The organism is Aquidulcibacter sp. (assembly GCF_020253525.1).
Classification (GTDB): domain Bacteria; phylum Pseudomonadota; class Alphaproteobacteria; order Caulobacterales; family Aquidulcibacteraceae; genus Aquidulcibacter.
The window spans coordinates 21,106-35,748 of the sequence record NZ_JADCBK010000052.1; the positions used below are offsets into that span (position 1 = coordinate 21,106).

A 14,643-nucleotide genomic window follows, 5' to 3' on the forward strand; every position below is an offset into this window, starting at 1 on the left:
GGGATGACAGAGGACGCATTCAGCCCTATCTGCGCACCATGACTGAGATGAGCCTCGCCAATCATGCCTTGGTGCGCAACCCAGATGCGCAAGCTGTCCTTGCCGCCCTTAATGCGGTCCGCGCCGATGGCGCGCGGTTGGTTGGCGGCTGTGTGCGCGATGCGGTTTTAGGTAAATTGGCGCATGATATTGATATTGCGACCCAGCTAGAGCCCGAAGCTGCTATGGCAGCCCTGCAAGCAGCCGGGATCAAAGTGGTGCCCACGGGTCTTGCCCATGGCACCGTCACCGCCATTCCCGCGGGCAAGCCTGTCGAGGTTACCACCCTTCGCACCGATATAGCCACGGATGGCCGCCATGCTGAAGTGGCCTTTACCGATGATTGGTTGGCCGACGCCCAGCGTCGCGACCTGACGATGAATGCGCTTTATTGTGACGTGCAAGGCCGTGTCTTTGACCCAATCGGCACGGGCATTGCCGATGCGAAATCAGGCCATGTCCGCTTTGTGGGCGAGGCGGCGAAGCGCGTCACCGAAGACTATTTGCGTATCCTGCGGTTTTTCCGCTTTCATGCCTTCTATGGCAAAGGCACCCCAGACTCGGTCGCTTTGGCAGCATGTGCCGCACATCGCGACGGCATCGCAAAATTGTCGGTTGAGCGGGTATGGATGGAGCTCAAGCGCTTGCTGGCGGCCCCCGATCCCCGCGTGGTTTTGACTGCCATGGCGCAGGCAGGCGTCTTGGCGGCCACCTTACCCGAAGCGGAGGGCCTTGAAGCGCTGCACCATTTGGTCGAGATTGAAAATAGCCTCTTCCTAGAGCCAGACCCACTCCAACGCTTGATGGCCCTGTTGCCGCGTGATCCAACCCGGGTTGCAGGCTTAGTCAGCCGCCTTAAATTGTCGAGTGCGGAAGGCGACCGGCTCCTGGCTTGGGCCGCAGATCAGACGGTCATCCAGTCTTATTTATCAGCACGCGAGGTTCGTCGAGCCCTCTATTGGATGGGGGTGCCGCTCTATCTTGATCGCGTGCGCCTCGCGTGGGCAGGCGACCCGGAACCGCGCCGGACCAGCCAATGGCGCGCTATGATTGCCTTGTCGAGCGGCTTTGTTGCCCCGCGCTTTCCTGTGACCGGGGAACAGGTGCTGGCAGCAGGCGCACGGCCCGGCCCGGCCATTGGCGCAATCTTGCGAGAGCTGGAGCGTTGGTGGGTGGAAAATGACTTTACCGAGGATGAGATGGGCTTAGTTGAACGCCTAAAGGCCTTGGTGCAAGCGCTCGGCTAGTCATCTGCCCACAAGGCGCGCCTCAAGTCCCGCTTTAACCTGCGGCCATTCTTCTCGCAGGATAGAGAACCAAGCGGTGTCGCGCCAATGGCCGTCGGGCAAAAGAAGGTGGCGGCGGAAAATGCCTTCAAACGCGGCACCCAGCTTTAAAATGGCCGCACGAGAGCGACTGTTACGCGCATCGGTCTTCAGTTCTACCCGTTCAGCGCCACAGGCAAAGGCGTTTTCCAACAGGGCAAGTTTGCAGGCTGGATTGACTTGGGTGCCATGGACGTCTGCCGCATACCACGTGCCGCCAATCTCGACGCCCTTATGCTCTGGCCGGATCGCGAGATAACAAGTCTGGCCGACAAGGCGGCCATTAGACAGGCGAACCGTATGCAAAATCCAACGACCAGCAGCTTGCTCTTTCAACATCCAGTCAAAGTTCTCATCCCATTTGTCGGCCGCCATATTGCGTGGCCAGTAGCGAAATAGGGCAGGGTCTGAGGCGGCGATGCGCAACTCTTCCCGGTCTGATTCCACCAAAGGGGTAAGCGACACGTCGTAGAGGCTGGCGGTAACAGGGTTAAGTTGCATGCCTTGCTGTTTATGCCGCAGCAATATCCACTTCAAGTCTCATGCTTTCGATTGCCCTCCCGCCAGCACGGGGCTAGGTTAGGGGGAACGTAGAAGAACACGAAACAGGGAGCAGGACATGATTTTCGAACATTCAGAACAAACCAAGCATTGGGTCGCACGTGTTGAGGCCTTTATGGAAGAGCATATCATCCCAGCTATCCCTGTGTATCAAAAGCAGGACGCTGAGGGCGAGCGCTGGAAGGTCATTCCTATTGTTGAAGAACTGAAGGCAAAAGCTAAAGCCGCTGGCCTGTGGAATATGTTCATGCCGCCCAGCCATGGTGCAGCCCATGTTGACGACACGTTCGAATTTGAAGGCCCGGGCCTATCGAATGTGACCTATGCCGCGATTGCTGAAATCTTGGGCCGCGTTGGTTTTGCGTCAGAAGTCTTCAATTGCTCGGCACCGGACACCGGCAATATGGAAGTGTTGATGCGCTATGGTACGTTGGCGCAAAAGGAAAAATGGCTCCGCCCCCTGATGAATGGCGAAATCCGTTCGGCCTTTTTGATGACAGAACCCGCTGTGGCTTCGTCAGACGCCACCAATATCCAAACCTCCATCGTGCGCGATGGCGACGAATATGTGATTAATGGCACCAAATGGTGGAGCTCTGGCGTTGGCGATCCGCGCTGCAAAGTCGCCATTGTGATGGGCAAAACTGACCCCAGTGCCAAGTCCTACACCCAGCAAAGCCAGATCCTGATGCCTTTGGATGCAAAGGGCGTGACCTTAGTGCGTCCGCTGCATGTCTTTGGCTATGACGATGCACCCCATGGCCATTTTGAAGTGAAGATGGAAAATGTGCGGGTACCTGCTGAAAATCTGATCTTGCGCGAAGGCGCAGGCTTTGAGATTGCTCAAGGGCGCTTAGGTCCAGGCCGTATCCACCATTGCATGCGCACGATCGGTGTTGCTGAAGTCGCGCTGGAAAAAATGTGTAAGCGCTTGGTCACCCGCGTTGCATTCGGCAAAACGGTCGCAGAACATTCGATTTGGGAACAGCGTATCGCACGTGCCCGTATCGATCTGGAAATGACGCGTCTGCTCTGCCTCAAAGCCGCCTATATGATGGATACTGTTGGCAATAAGGTTGCCCGCGCGGAAATCGCGATGATCAAAGTCCAAGCGCCAACTATGGCCCTTCAGATCATTGATGATGCGATCCAAGCCCATGGCGGTGGCGGGGTCAGCCAAGACTTTGGCCTTGCCCAAGCCTATGCCCACCAGCGCACCCTACGTTTGGCTGATGGCCCGGATGAAGTGCATAATCGCACGATTGCCCGCTTAGAGCTCGGTCGCCATGCCGGCTCTGCGATGAAGGAAAAGGCTGAAGCCGAAGCTGCTCTGCACGTGCCCGGTATTCGCTAAGCTACCTCTTTTGCCAAATACAAAAAAGGCCCGGACGGTGACGTCCGGGCCAAAGTATAGAATGGGTTTTCTATAGTCTCTTCTCTTATCGGAAGAGTGAAAGGGCAGACTGAGCAGAACTATTGGCAATCGATAGTGCCTGAATGCCCAATTGTTGCTTGACTTGAAGCGACTGCAGTTTCGCGCTCTCTTTGCTGAGGTCGGCATCGGTGATGGCCCCAATCCCGGTATTAAGGGCATCGGACAGCTTCGCGACAAAGGTGCGATGGACTTCAAAGCGCTTGGCACCCGCACCCCAAGTTGCCAGTTGCGTACCCAGGTTGGTGATGGATGTGTTGACAAGGCCCAAGGCGGTGGTCGCATTAGTTGCGGTGTCGATTGCCGAGGACGCCGTTACGGTAATTGTCGAGCCCCCCAGTGACAAGTTCGCACCGGCGACAGTGATGTTGTTGCCGCCACTGGCATCGCCCAAAGAAACCGCGGATGCTGGCGAGGCGCCTACAAGGTTTGCGCCGTCAAACGAAGCATTTGCGATCACATTGGTGATTTGGTCTCGCAACTGAATGAAGTCCGCGTTCAATGCGGCTTGAGAGCCAGCCGAAAGTCCAGGCTGAGAAGCGGCGAGGGCTTTGCCTTTCATTTCATTGAGCAATTCCATGATGCTCTCGCCTGCGGCGATGGCGGTATCGAGGATAGCGCCTGCCCGATCATTCGATTCCCGCACGCGGTTATAGGCCATGACATCGGATGTCATCTTGTTGGCGATGGTCCAGATTGCGCCATTGTCCTTAGCCGATGCAACGCTTTTTCCAGTTGCAATGGCATTTTGCGTGGTTTGCAGATCCCGCTTGGTCGAGGCGAGGTTTTGAATAGCCGCCATAGCCCCGATATTGGTATTGATACTGATCATTTTGATCCCTTTGCTTTTTGCATTTGGGCGATGTTTTATCGCCTTGTCGTTTTGACGAGCCCATATTACCCATGGGTTATGAATCTTTAGTTACTCTCGGTAACAATCTGCATCTGCAGCGCAATTGGGGCGCTGAAGGGGCTTGCAACAGGCAAAAGGCTCGGAAGGCACATGCCGCCATCCGAGCCTTAGTTATATGATTAATTTTTGTTTTTCGGGCTAGCGAAACAAGCCCAAAGCATATTGGGTTGTTGAGTTGGCAATCGAGAGCGCTTGGATGCCCAATTGCTTCTTCACTTGCAAGGATTGCAACTTGGCGCTTTCAGCGGACAAGTCTGCATCAACCAAAGAGCCAATACCCGTGTTCAGCGCATCTTGTAGCTTGCCGACAAATTGGCGGTGAACTTCTAGTCGCTTCGCGCCCGCGCCCCAGGTTGCCAATTGCGTCCCCAAGGCGGTGATGGAAGCATTGACCAAGCCAAGTGCGGTGCTGGCATTGGAGGCGGTGTCAACCGTAGTGCCTGTCGCCACACTCACCACAGGGCCGCCCAAGCTGAGGTTCGCCCCAGCAATGGTAATCCCGTTGCCTCCAGATGAATCCCCCAAGCCAATGGCGCTGTCTGGGGTTGCGCCCACCATATTGGTGCCATCAAAGGAAGCATTGGCAACCACCGTGGTGATCTGATCCCGCAATTGGTTAAAGTCGGCAGTAAGTGCGGCTTGCGACCCAGCAGACAGGCCCGTTTGGGTGGCAGCCAAAGCCTTGGCCTTCATCTCATTGAGCAATTCCATAATCCCTTCACCGGCGGCAATGGCGGTGTCGAGAATGGCCGTGGCGCGATCATTCGATTCCCGCACCCGGCTGTAAGATTGCACATCGGTCGACATTTTATTGGCAATCACCCAAACCGCGCCATTGTCACGGACATTGGCGATTTTCTTGCCGGTCGAGATGGCCGATTGGGTCTGCTGTAACTCTAACCCGGTACGGTTGAGATTTTGAATGGCGGCCATGGCAGCCAGATTGGTGTTGACACTGATCATTGTGATCTCCTTGCATTTAGCAATTGATTTGACTTCAAGTCACGCGTTGCTGAAACGGGCGCTATGGCCCTGTTAGGGGGAACTTCGCTCAGCCCATGGGTGCGGACAGCCGCCCCCATGCATGCCGATAGCGATCGGCATGGTGGAACTCTCGAAGGCACGCATACAAAGAGGGGGGTGGAGTTAGCCGCGCTTAGCGGAACAAGGCCAGTGCAAGTTGGGATGCACGATTGGTGATCCCAAATGGCTGTGACTCCAATTGTTGACGGATTTGCAGCGCCTGAAGGCGAGCGGCATCGGTCGTAAGATCGCTGGTCGTTACCTGCGTTGAATTGGCAGACACAATCGCTTCCATCTGCGAGAGGAAATCCATGTGGTGCGCTTTAGGTAACTGATCCGACGGGGTTCGAGGCATTGTCAGATCAATTTCAAAGGCCTTTTCGGCTTGGTCTGACCCGGTGTCGCGAGCGCGCATGTCGTCCGAAGTTTTTTGGGACGGATCACTGCGGGCTGCGACCTGCAGCTGTAAGGCCTGTACGGGCCCAAAGCCAGAGTTGATGCCAATCATTGTATGATCCTTCATCAAGCGGTGGAACGCCATTCAGGCGCTTGGTCGTTGTAACCAAGCGCTATGTTACCCATAAGTTACAAATAAATGGTCCGCAGAATTAGGAGAAATTGACTCAAGTTCGAGATTGATTTGAACTAGATTTGAATCGGATTTTAGCTAAATTTTCTGCCTAGACGCGGATATCGATGACCCGCCCTGGTCGGGCCAATCCGGTTTGCGGTGCGGCTTCTTCTGCCTTGACGGAAGGGCTTGAATTTAAACCAGAAGCTTGTTGTGCCGCTGGGGCTTCATTTGACGGTGTACGCGGCAGGCTGGAACGTTGATTGGCTGCACTCAACAGTGCAGCAAACGCCTTGATCGACTCGCTTGTGTTCGCCGAAGGACGCGCCGACGTAGGGGTATGGCCGAGTGATTGGGGAAAAAGGGGCGGATCAACTTTCATAGAGACAGGGCTAATCTGAGTTGCGTTAATGATTTACAAACAACTCGGGCAGGCCCGCCACCGCAAACAAATCAGCTTTAGGGAGTTGAATTGCGGGCTGCCAATTGCGCCAAATCGGCGGCAACTTTCGGCGTGATTTCGCCCCGATGTCGGGCCAAGACAATACCCTTAGCGCTGATGACATAGGTCTCGGGCACACCGCCTAAACCCAATTGCACCCCGGCCGCGCCCTGCCGATCGATGCCGGTCTGGGCATAGGGGTCGCCCAATTCATCCAGATAAGCTTGGGTTTTGCTCGGGTCGTCGCGATAGGCAAGGCCGATCACGACAAAGCGCTTGTCCTTGGCCAATTGCAGCAACATCGGGTGCTCAACCCGGCACGGGGCACACCAAGACGCAAACACATTCACAATGACGGCGCGGCCCTTATAGCTGGCAAGGTCAAGCGTATTGCCGTCCATATCGGGTAAAACAATCGGTGGAACGGGCTTGCCAATTAAGGCGCTGGCGTGGCGGTCAACCCGTTGGCCAAACATGGCCCAAGCAAACAATCCCGCCAGCGCCAGAAACAAGGCCAGCGGCAAAAAGGCCATTAGGCGATTGGCTTTGGGCTGTTCGCTCATGGGTTTGCGCCTGCATCCTTTTCTTGGCGCAAGGCTTCTAAGCGGGCCTTTTGCTGACGTCCATTCACAATAGCCCGCAGGATGAGGGCGGTGATGACCGCAACGCTCAAGCCCCAAGCGCCCCACACAAAACCGGCATAGCCACCCATGGCCATAAAGTCAGAGAGGGAAGCAAATTGTGGGGTCATGCCTGCAACCTCGCTTGGATCGCATCGGCCGAGCGCTTCCAGATTTCGGCGCGCATGGCTGCCAAGGTCAAGGCGGTGAAGATCAGCAGATACGCGACGCCCATGACAAGCAGGGGATGTAGTAAGCTGGGGTCAAGGCTCGGACCGCCCTCGCGAATGACCGATGCCTTTTGGTGCAACGTATTCCACCATTCAACCGAGAAGCGGATGATGGGGATATTGATCGTGCCAACCAAGCAGAGGATCGCTGCCGCTTTAGAGGCTTTGCTGGTCTCATCTAACGCGCTTCGCAGCGCCATATAGCCCAAATAGAGAAAGAACAGCACAAGGACAGAGGTTAGCCGGCCATCCCATTCCCACCAGGTGCCCCACATGGGCCGGCCCCAGATAGAACCAGTGGCCAGACACAGGGCGGTAAAGGCCGCGCCAATGGGGGCCATCACTTTGGCGGCAATATCGCCAAGCGCATGGCCCCAGACCAGATAAGACACACTGCCAATCGCCATGCCCGTGTAGGCACCCACGGCAATCCAAGCTGCGGGCACATGAATATACATGATGCGCGCGGTCTCACCTTGCTGATAGTCGGCCGGGGCATAAAGCAGCGACCAAACCACGCCAATGCCGGTTACAAAGACGGCCAGCACACTGGTGATCGGCAACAGCCAGTTGCTGAGACCGAGGAAACGTTGCGGGTTTGCAAAGCCAGAAATCATAAGTCCTCAGTTAGAACGCACACGCCATCAGGTCCAGCGTTAGAGCGCGATCAGACGCAGCACAAAAGCGTGCGCAATCGGTCAGGGCCCGGCCTGCAGAAGCAAGGCAGTTGGGGTCGAAAGCAAGGTGCCCAGCTTAGGTTGCACTTGATAAGCCCAGCCGCGGGTAGCTTCGGTCAAACGTTGGCCCTCTTCATCGGTCGCCGCCTTACTCGCATCCACGCGCACTTTGACCCAGAATTGGCCATCGGCCTCATAACCCTCCAGTGCTAAGATCAGGCCTGATTTTAGGCTTGTCTCATGGCGAAAGCTTGCGGGGCCGATCATCCGGCTTTCACGTCGCGCATCTTGAAAAGCCAAGCGCGTCAACACCAAGGCGATATCGGTGATGGAGGCATTTGCGCTGCCACCGACCGGCGCAAAGCCGCCATCCGGTCGGCGGACGATATCAATCGGGCCTTGCCCGGTCCGTGTGAGGCTTATGGTCGCAATTCGCTCTGGCGGGATGTCAAAGTGCGGCAAATCCAGCCACGCACTGGCCGAAGTCAAACTTGGCCAATCGGCGGACGTCACTTCATATAAGGTGGTGTCATCGGACAATAAGACCAAGGTCCGATCCCCCCGTCTTGCGACGATGAGGGTGGCGAGCTTTTCTCGCGCGTCGGTCTCGAGCGACAGCCAAACCCCGTCCCCGCCGGTGCGCGGATCAATTTGGCTGGCAGCGGCATCTTGTTGGGTTGGGGGTGGCAAAGCGCGGACATAGCGAAGGTCTGACACTGCCTTCAAAAGGCGGCGCAGCGGCGCCTCGGCTATGGCATGGGAATCGGCCAGGGGCATGACCCACGTGCCTGAGACTTTCACGAGTTCAAATTGGTTTGAGGGCCCAAGTATCTCGATCCGGCTGACTTTCGATAAATCTCTGGCAAGTCTTGGAAAGAGCTTGCCCGATTTGGATTGCCCCGGCCCCGCCCCAGACCGGCTTAGATGGGCACTCAGGCTAAGGCCTATTCCAAGCAGGGTTATCGCGCCCAAACGCAACACGATATCCCGCCGCTTGAGGTCGCCGGTGGTCGGACGCATTCCAGTCATGCGGCGACCTTTTTGGCTTGGCGTCGCCGCAGCATCTGGACCACGAGGCCTGCCAGCAAAATGAGCGCAGGGATCACAATTCCGGGGATTAGCATGAGGCGCGTTTTGATCCCGGCCACCCCCTCGCGCACACCTTCTTGCACGGCCCGCAAGCGCGTCCGTGCCTCTTGCACGTCTTGGCGGACTTGGGCGCGTTCTTTGTCTGTCACGTCAGAGGCAATCACCCCTTCAAGCGCTTCTGAGGTCTCAATCTCTTTTAGGCGGGCTTCAGCAAGCGCCAGTCGGTTCTCTAAAGCTTGCTCTTCTTCTAGAATGCGGGCTTGGGCGGCCTGCCGCAATCTTTCAACTTCAACCAAGTTGCGCGGGCGGGGCGTTTTGGATCGCAGGCTTAGAAGTTGCGTTTTGCCTGCAAGATAATCGACACTATTGAGGAGCAAGCGCGCATTATCGGCCACGGCGCCGGTGTCATCGATATAGAGGCTGTCGGCCAGAAGATCGACGTCGCCAAAGATGAGGATTTGGCCCGGACGGGTGCTTGTTTTGAGCGTGCTTGCGTTTTGATCGCGCGGATTCCCGGCTGGAAAGGCGGTGGTCCATGTCCCTTGCACCTCTGCCGCCAAGATTTGGCGCTGGCCTGAGCTCTGCCAACTCAATTCCACATCTTGCGGGCTTATGCCCGACAAGGCGCGCTGGGCCTCTAAGCGCATGGTATCGGTCGAGGAGGTCAAAAGCGGGGTAAAGCGGGTGCTGGTTTGACCAAGGGGGACCACTTCACCCGGCGTCGCGACATGCACACCTTGGCTTAGGCCCGATGTGATGGCTTGGTCCTGATTAAGGCCACTCGCGGGCACACGGAAGATCAGAGGCTGGGGGGCAATTGCGTTGCGCCCTGCAAGGCCGGTCTGTACCGGTAGCGCAAAAGTGCGGTCTGCGATCACATCGCCCTGGACACTTACCCCCCACGCTTGCGTCAACCGACCCAGCGCTTGGCTGCCCTGTTCAAGCCCGCCGCCGCCATCCCGCGATACGGTCGAGGCGGGGTCGAGAAAGATCAAGAGCTTGCCACCCGAGAGGACATATTGGTCGAGCACAAATTGCTGCGCATCGGTCAAAGCCTCAGGCTGGGCCAAAATCAGCACATCGATGCCAGATGGAACCGCCTGAAAATCGGGGCTGAGCAGCGAGAAATCGGTTTCCTGCGTCAACAGCTGCGCGACCTCAGCCACAGGTCGCAGGCCACCGCTTTGTGGGTCCGACGTGACGAGCCAAGGCAAGCTTGTGAGCATGGCAACCCGCGTTGGCTTTGCTTCCTGAAGTTTGACCACCGCACGGGTTAGGTGAAACTCGAGGCTGGCTGCCTCACGCGGGTCCAGCAACGGCAGCACCACATCGCGGCCATAGGGGCTTTTGACCACCAAACCTAAAAAGGCTGCGGCATCATCGGGGTTCGGGCCTGGAATAGGGGTTAGGCCTGCCTTCAGCGCTTCGTCTTCTGCCGCTGAGAAGGGCTTGGGATCGATCAGGGTCAGCTTGATCTGGCCACGGGCTTGGCTGGCATAGACCGACAGCAAATCGGCCACCCGCTTGCTAAAGCTCCGCATGACAGGGTCTTCGGTCAGGGCGTCGCGCGATAAATACAGGCGTAGTTCTAAAGGCTGCTGGATGTCACCCAAAACCGCCCGTGTGTTAGCCGAAAGCGTATAGTCTTGATCTTGGGTCGTATCGAGGCGCAGTGCCGCGAACCAATTTTGGCTGATCACTTGGCTGCAGAGAAACAAGACCACCAAAAGTGCTGCAGCAAGCCGGGTGAAAAGGGGCCGCTTCATGCCTGCCCCCCGCGCTTATGATCAACCCACAGGCCAGTCAGTGCAAGGCCCAATGCCATGACAGCCAGAAAGTAGCTGAGGGCACGGGCTTCGATCACACCGCGCTCAAACCCTGCAAAAGCGTCCAGCATGGACAGTGCAGCAAGCGCTTCAGTTAGGGGGAGCGGCAGAAAACCTGCCAGCGTGCTACCCACCAAGGGCAGGCCCGCCGCTGTGGCCAAAAAGCTAAAGCTTAGCGCCAAAACAAAGCTCAAGACTTGACTGCGGCTGGCCGCTGATGCCGCCATGCCAATCGCCAGATAGGCCCCGGCCAACAGACAAGATCCCAGATAAGCCGTCAAAGTCGCACCATGGTCTACCGGGCCAAGTAGGCTAAGGCCCAACCAGAGTGGGGTTGTGAGGGCCAGCATCAGGCACGCCAAGGTCCATGCCGCCATGAATTTGGCAAGAACCAGTGCTGAGGTCGGCACCGGTAACGACAGCAAGGTTTCCAACGTGCCAGTCCGCGCCTCGTCACTCCAAGCCCGCATGCTGAGCGCAGGCATTAAAACCACAAACAGCCACGGGTGGAATTGGAAAAAGGCAACCAGTTCGGCTCGGCCAGCTTCAAACAAACCGCCCACTTGAAATGCCAAAAGGACTGAGGCCGACACAAAACTGGCACCAAAGACATAGGCGAGGGGGTTGCCGGCATCTTGGCGCAACTCCCGCCAATAGAGCGCGCGAAAGCCGGTCCAAAAGGCGGTCATATGTGTGCCTCGCCCGGCTTTTCCGGCCCGTCCGTTGAAGCGACGGTCAGGCGATAAAACACGTCTTCAATCTGCCCTTTAGGGTCTTGTGCGGCAAAGTCAGCTGGGCTCTGGTCTGCCCGCACGTGACCATCGGCTATTAAAATCAAACGGCTGCACAAAGTGGCAACTTCGTCCAATTGATGGGTGGAGATCAAAATGATGCGGCCGGGGGAAAGGTCCCGGATCAGCGCCCGCGTCACCCGCTTTTGGTTGGGGTCAAGGCCATCGCTGGGCTCATCCAATATAAGGACGGGTGGGTCATGAGCGAGGGCACCGGCCAGCGCCACACGCCTGCGATAACCCTTCGAGAGGCTCTCAATCCTGCGATCCAGCACATCTTCAATCTGGGTGCGTTTGGCGGCTTGGCTGACCAAAGCGGTGCGCTGGTTACGAACAAGCCCGCGCGCGGCCAGTAAAAAGTCCAGATAAGTGCGCGGGGTCATATCCTCATACAGGGGGGCATGTTCGGGCAAATAGCCCAGTAAGGCCTGGGCGGCTTTGCGGTTTGACCACATATCATGGCCCAGTACGTGCACACTGCCGTGGTCGGGCTCAAGCGTACCTGCAATCATCCGCAGCGTCGTCGTCTTCCCAGCGCCATTGGGGCCGACAAAGCCCACCACTTCGCCGGGCGCAACCTCAAAGCTGACAGAGTTCACACCCCTTTGGCCAGCATAGGTTTTGGTGAGCCCGTCAAGTTTCAGCATGCTGATGTTTGTTCCCGTCGCAGGTTGGGCTTTCTAGCCCCCAGAGCCGGACAGGGGAAGGGCAGCCCGCACGTAAGCGCGGCGCTCCGGCGGCTTAATTGCGCGGCGGGCGGGCTGGCTGCGGTCGCCGCGGTGCCTGTTTTGGGCGTGGTTGTGCCTGTACATCATAAAAGATGGCGATAGGCGGGTTTTGGCTTTCGGTAGAAGCCGGAGCCAGGCGCACACCCCCACCCACAGGTTCAATCGTATCGATAAAACTGCCGACAGGTGGCAACGCATCGTTCGACCGCGTGATGCGGACTTTGCGCGGCCGTTCTTTGCGCACCTCAGCCTTTACCTGCGGCGCAGTTACCCCATCAGAGCGATAGGTGGAGACGCTTTGGGCTTGCCCGCTGGAGGCAAAGCCTAAGGCGACGAGTGTTCCAAGGTAGGCCGCATGCTTAATCATGACGCACGCACAGCAAGTTTTGCGCCAATCTACCTTGGCTTTAAAGGCCCCGCGCGGCAGCTAGTTCTGCAAGGCTAACCAAAGGGCGCGCGCCATAATGGGAAATCACTTCGCCCGCAGCCAAGGAGCCCAATTTGCCGCAGGCCTCAAGCTCGCGGCCCGTGGCGAGGCCAAAAAGCACACCCGCCGCATAGAGGTCGCCTGCACCTGTGGTGTCGACCACCGCCGCAACCGGATCGGCCGCAACCGTTACAATTTCATCGCCGCGGGCCAGAACAGAGCCCTTTTCAGAGCGGGTCAGCGCGACCAAATCGCAATCCTTGCGGGCTGCGGCCAAAGCGGCGTCAAAGTCTGATGCGTCATACAGCGCGATAATCTCGGCCTCATTGGCGAACAAAATATCGATATGATTGGCAACCAGATGCCGGAAAGCGGCTTTGTGACGGTCCACGCAGAACAGGTCTGACAAGGTCAGCGCCACCTTATTGCCGGCGGTATGGGCGATTTCAGAGGCCTTTACAAAGGCTGCTTTGGCTTCTTCGGCGTCAAACAAATAGCCTTCAAGGAAGACGATTTGGGCTGAAGCGAGTTTCGCAGGGTCCAAGTCTTCCGGCGTCAAAAGGGGTGAGCAGCCTAAGAATGTGCTCATGGAGCGCTGGCCATCGGGCGTCACATTGATCAAGCAGCGTGCGGTTGAAGGGCCGTTTGAATGGGGTGGCGTATCATAGGCGACGCCGCCTGCATTCATATCGTGGCGAAACACCTTGCCCAATGTGTCATCGGCAACCTTGCCAATATAGGCCCCTTTGCCACCCAGCGAGGCGATGCCAGCCAATGTGTTGGCGGCTGACCCGCCCGAGCTTTCTTGACCTGCCGCCATGGTTGCATAAAGGCGCTCAACCGCCGGCTCATCAAAAATCAGCGTCATGGCGCCTTTGGCAATTTGATGTTCTGCGAGGAATTCGTCCGTAGCAGGCGCAATCACGTCAACAATCGCATTCCCTACACCGCAAACATCAAATTGGGTCGTCATTTTTGGGCTCCTTGCCGCAAGCAATTTAGTGCGGGCTTGCTCTAGACGTTTGCGCGCGATGCGGCTAGCGCCTTGGACATGAAACCAATCGCCCTGCTTGTCACCCACGACTATTACCCCAGCCGTCCCGATCGGGACGAGCCCGATTATGCGCATAATCAACTTGTGCTGTTGCGCGAGGCCTTTGCCCCATCCGGTGTCGAGATTGAACCTGTGTTCTGGCAAGATGAGGGAACAGATTGGTCGCGCTTTTGTGCGGTTTTGCCTTTGCTGGCTTGGAATTATCCCCAAGCCACAGACACCTTCTTGAAGCGGATCGCGGAGATTGGAGCCTCTGGTGCGCGCCTGTTAAATGATGGTGCTGTCATTCGCGCCAATATGGATAAAGGCTATTTGGCCGAGCTTGAGCGCCGCGGTGCACCTGTTCCACCGACCTTGGCAATCGACGCCTGTAGCCCAGAGGTGATTCTCGAAAGTTTTGATGCCTTGGGTGCTAATGAAATCATCATCAAACCGCGCATTGGCGCAGGCGCGTGGCGGCAAGCGCGACTAAAGCGCGGGGAGCCTGTGCCGAGCGCAGATATCCTGCCGCCAGCGGCAGCCCTGATCCAGCCTTTTCTGCCTGCGGTCACCGAAGAAGGCGAATTGTCGCTGCTTTACTTTGGTGGACGGTTTTCCCACGCCCTCATCAAGCGGCCCAAAGCAGGCGATTATCGCACGCAAGGCCAGCATGGTGCGGTCGAAACCGGCATTGATGCACCCGAAGGCGCGCTGGAAGCAGCTGAAGCCGTGCTCGCCAAAGCAGATGGCACGCCCTTGACCTATGCAAGGGTTGATCTCGTGCGCGGGGCGGACGGAAACTGGCTCTTGATGGAGTTGGAATTGATTGAGCCTTGGCTCTATCTGGCGCTCGACCGTCAAGGCGGCAAGCATGGCGCGAAACTCTTTGCCCAAGCCGTGCTGCAGCGGCTGTAGG

16 protein-coding genes are annotated in these 14,643 nt (G+C 57.3%); 3 read left to right on the plus strand and 13 right to left on the minus strand.

Annotated elements, in window-relative coordinates:
• Window positions 1-38 precede the first annotated feature (38 nt).
• Window positions 39-1,286 (plus strand): CCA tRNA nucleotidyltransferase, encoded by a 1,248-nt coding sequence (locus IOB61_RS07075; RefSeq protein WP_290814238.1) that lies wholly within the window; start codon window positions 39-41, stop codon window positions 1,284-1,286.
• Here the strand turns inward: IOB61_RS07075 and IOB61_RS07080 are convergent, their stop codons facing one another.
• Window positions 1,287-1,865, minus strand: a complete 579-nt coding sequence (locus IOB61_RS07080) for a GNAT family protein (RefSeq protein WP_290814239.1) — start codon at window positions 1,863-1,865, stop codon at window positions 1,287-1,289.
• 118 nt (window positions 1,866-1,983) lie between these two features.
• On the opposite strand from IOB61_RS07080, the gene IOB61_RS07085 reads away from it, so the two are divergent.
• Window positions 1,984-3,279, plus strand: coding sequence for an acyl-CoA dehydrogenase family protein (locus tag IOB61_RS07085; protein WP_290814242.1), 1,296 nt, complete (start codon window positions 1,984-1,986; stop codon window positions 3,277-3,279).
• A gap of 85 nt (window positions 3,280-3,364) precedes the next feature.
• Here the strand turns inward: IOB61_RS07085 and IOB61_RS07090 are convergent, their stop codons facing one another.
• From IOB61_RS07090 to IOB61_RS07145, 12 genes are all read right to left on the minus strand, one after another.
• The gene (locus IOB61_RS07090; RefSeq protein WP_367272822.1) at window positions 3,365-4,189 is read right to left on the minus strand and encodes a flagellin; all 825 of its coding nucleotides are present in this window, start codon (window positions 4,187-4,189) and stop codon (window positions 3,365-3,367) included.
• Window positions 4,190-4,408: 219 nt separating this feature from the next.
• Window positions 4,409-5,233 (minus strand): flagellin, encoded by an 825-nt coding sequence (locus IOB61_RS07095; RefSeq protein WP_290814254.1) that lies wholly within the window; start codon window positions 5,231-5,233, stop codon window positions 4,409-4,411.
• A gap of 193 nt (window positions 5,234-5,426) precedes the next feature.
• Window positions 5,427-5,801 carry a hypothetical protein gene (locus tag IOB61_RS07100; RefSeq protein WP_290814267.1) on the minus strand — a complete coding sequence of 125 codons (375 nt, stop codon included), beginning with the start codon at window positions 5,799-5,801 and terminating at the stop codon, window positions 5,427-5,429.
• Between the two features lie 522 nt (window positions 5,802-6,323).
• Entirely contained in the window at window positions 6,324-6,869 is a 546-nt protein-coding gene (locus IOB61_RS07105) for a DsbE family thiol:disulfide interchange protein (RefSeq protein ID WP_290814279.1), read from the minus strand.
• Complete coding sequence (gene ccmD, locus IOB61_RS07110; protein WP_290814291.1) at window positions 6,866-7,057, minus strand: heme exporter protein CcmD; 192 nt, start codon at window positions 7,055-7,057, stop codon at window positions 6,866-6,868. Before ccmD ends, IOB61_RS07105 begins: the two co-directional genes overlap by 4 nt.
• Entirely contained in the window at window positions 7,054-7,773 is a 720-nt protein-coding gene (locus IOB61_RS07115; protein WP_290814302.1) for a heme ABC transporter permease, read from the minus strand. Before IOB61_RS07115 ends, ccmD begins: the two co-directional genes overlap by 4 nt.
• Before the next feature lie 81 nt (window positions 7,774-7,854).
• Window positions 7,855-8,862, minus strand: a complete 1,008-nt coding sequence (locus IOB61_RS07120; protein WP_290814313.1) for a hypothetical protein — start codon at window positions 8,860-8,862, stop codon at window positions 7,855-7,857.
• Window positions 8,859-10,688: a GldG family protein gene (locus IOB61_RS07125; protein WP_290814316.1), complete on the minus strand. Its 1,830-nt coding sequence runs from the start codon at window positions 10,686-10,688 to the stop codon at window positions 8,859-8,861. The genes IOB61_RS07120 and IOB61_RS07125 overlap by 4 nt, the downstream gene beginning before the upstream one ends.
• Window positions 10,685-11,437: an ABC transporter permease gene (locus IOB61_RS07130; RefSeq protein ID WP_290814319.1), complete on the minus strand. Its 753-nt coding sequence runs from the start codon at window positions 11,435-11,437 to the stop codon at window positions 10,685-10,687. The genes IOB61_RS07125 and IOB61_RS07130 overlap by 4 nt, the downstream gene beginning before the upstream one ends.
• A complete protein-coding gene (locus IOB61_RS07135) occupies window positions 11,434-12,186 on the minus strand; it encodes an ABC transporter ATP-binding protein (RefSeq protein WP_290814322.1) in 753 nt (250 codons plus the stop codon). The genes IOB61_RS07130 and IOB61_RS07135 overlap by 4 nt, the downstream gene beginning before the upstream one ends.
• Before the next feature lie 94 nt (window positions 12,187-12,280).
• A complete protein-coding gene (locus IOB61_RS07140) occupies window positions 12,281-12,634 on the minus strand; it encodes a hypothetical protein (protein ID WP_290814325.1) in 354 nt (117 codons plus the stop codon).
• A gap of 40 nt (window positions 12,635-12,674) precedes the next feature.
• Complete coding sequence (locus IOB61_RS07145) at window positions 12,675-13,667, minus strand: adenosine kinase (RefSeq protein ID WP_290814328.1); 993 nt, start codon at window positions 13,665-13,667, stop codon at window positions 12,675-12,677.
• A gap of 78 nt (window positions 13,668-13,745) precedes the next feature.
• Here IOB61_RS07145 and IOB61_RS07150 point away from each other — a divergent pair, with 78 nt between their 5' ends.
• Window positions 13,746-14,642: a transporter gene (locus IOB61_RS07150; protein WP_290814332.1), complete on the plus strand. Its 897-nt coding sequence runs from the start codon at window positions 13,746-13,748 to the stop codon at window positions 14,640-14,642.
• The last annotated feature ends 1 nt before the right edge of the window (window position 14,643 follow it).

Coding starts and splice junctions, on each gene's coding strand:
- IOB61_RS07075 (WP_290814238.1), top strand. CDS start 39: ATGACTGAGATGAGCCTCGCCAATCATGCCTTGGTGCGCAACCCAGAT.
- IOB61_RS07080 (WP_290814239.1), bottom strand. CDS start 1,865: ATGCAACTTAACCCTGTTACCGCCAGCCTCTACGACGTGTCGCTTACC.
- IOB61_RS07085 (WP_290814242.1), top strand. CDS start 1,984: ATGATTTTCGAACATTCAGAACAAACCAAGCATTGGGTCGCACGTGTT.
- IOB61_RS07090 (WP_367272822.1), bottom strand. CDS start 4,189: ATGATCAGTATCAATACCAATATCGGGGCTATGGCGGCTATTCAAAAC.
- IOB61_RS07095 (WP_290814254.1), bottom strand. CDS start 5,233: ATGATCAGTGTCAACACCAATCTGGCTGCCATGGCCGCCATTCAAAAT.
- IOB61_RS07100 (WP_290814267.1), bottom strand. CDS start 5,801: ATGATTGGCATCAACTCTGGCTTTGGGCCCGTACAGGCCTTACAGCTG.
- IOB61_RS07105 (WP_290814279.1), bottom strand. CDS start 6,869: ATGAGCGAACAGCCCAAAGCCAATCGCCTAATGGCCTTTTTGCCGCTG.
- ccmD (WP_290814291.1), bottom strand. CDS start 7,057: ATGACCCCACAATTTGCTTCCCTCTCTGACTTTATGGCCATGGGTGGC.
- IOB61_RS07115 (WP_290814302.1), bottom strand. CDS start 7,773: ATGATTTCTGGCTTTGCAAACCCGCAACGTTTCCTCGGTCTCAGCAAC.
- IOB61_RS07120 (WP_290814313.1), bottom strand. CDS start 8,862: ATGACTGGAATGCGTCCGACCACCGGCGACCTCAAGCGGCGGGATATC.
- IOB61_RS07125 (WP_290814316.1), bottom strand. CDS start 10,688: ATGAAGCGGCCCCTTTTCACCCGGCTTGCTGCAGCACTTTTGGTGGTC.
- IOB61_RS07130 (WP_290814319.1), bottom strand. CDS start 11,437: ATGACCGCCTTTTGGACCGGCTTTCGCGCGCTCTATTGGCGGGAGTTG.
- IOB61_RS07135 (WP_290814322.1), bottom strand. CDS start 12,186: ATGCTGAAACTTGACGGGCTCACCAAAACCTATGCTGGCCAAAGGGGT.
- IOB61_RS07140 (WP_290814325.1), bottom strand. CDS start 12,634: ATGATTAAGCATGCGGCCTACCTTGGAACACTCGTCGCCTTAGGCTTT.
- IOB61_RS07145 (WP_290814328.1), bottom strand. CDS start 13,667: ATGACGACCCAATTTGATGTTTGCGGTGTAGGGAATGCGATTGTTGAC.
- IOB61_RS07150 (WP_290814332.1), top strand. CDS start 13,746: ATGAAACCAATCGCCCTGCTTGTCACCCACGACTATTACCCCAGCCGT.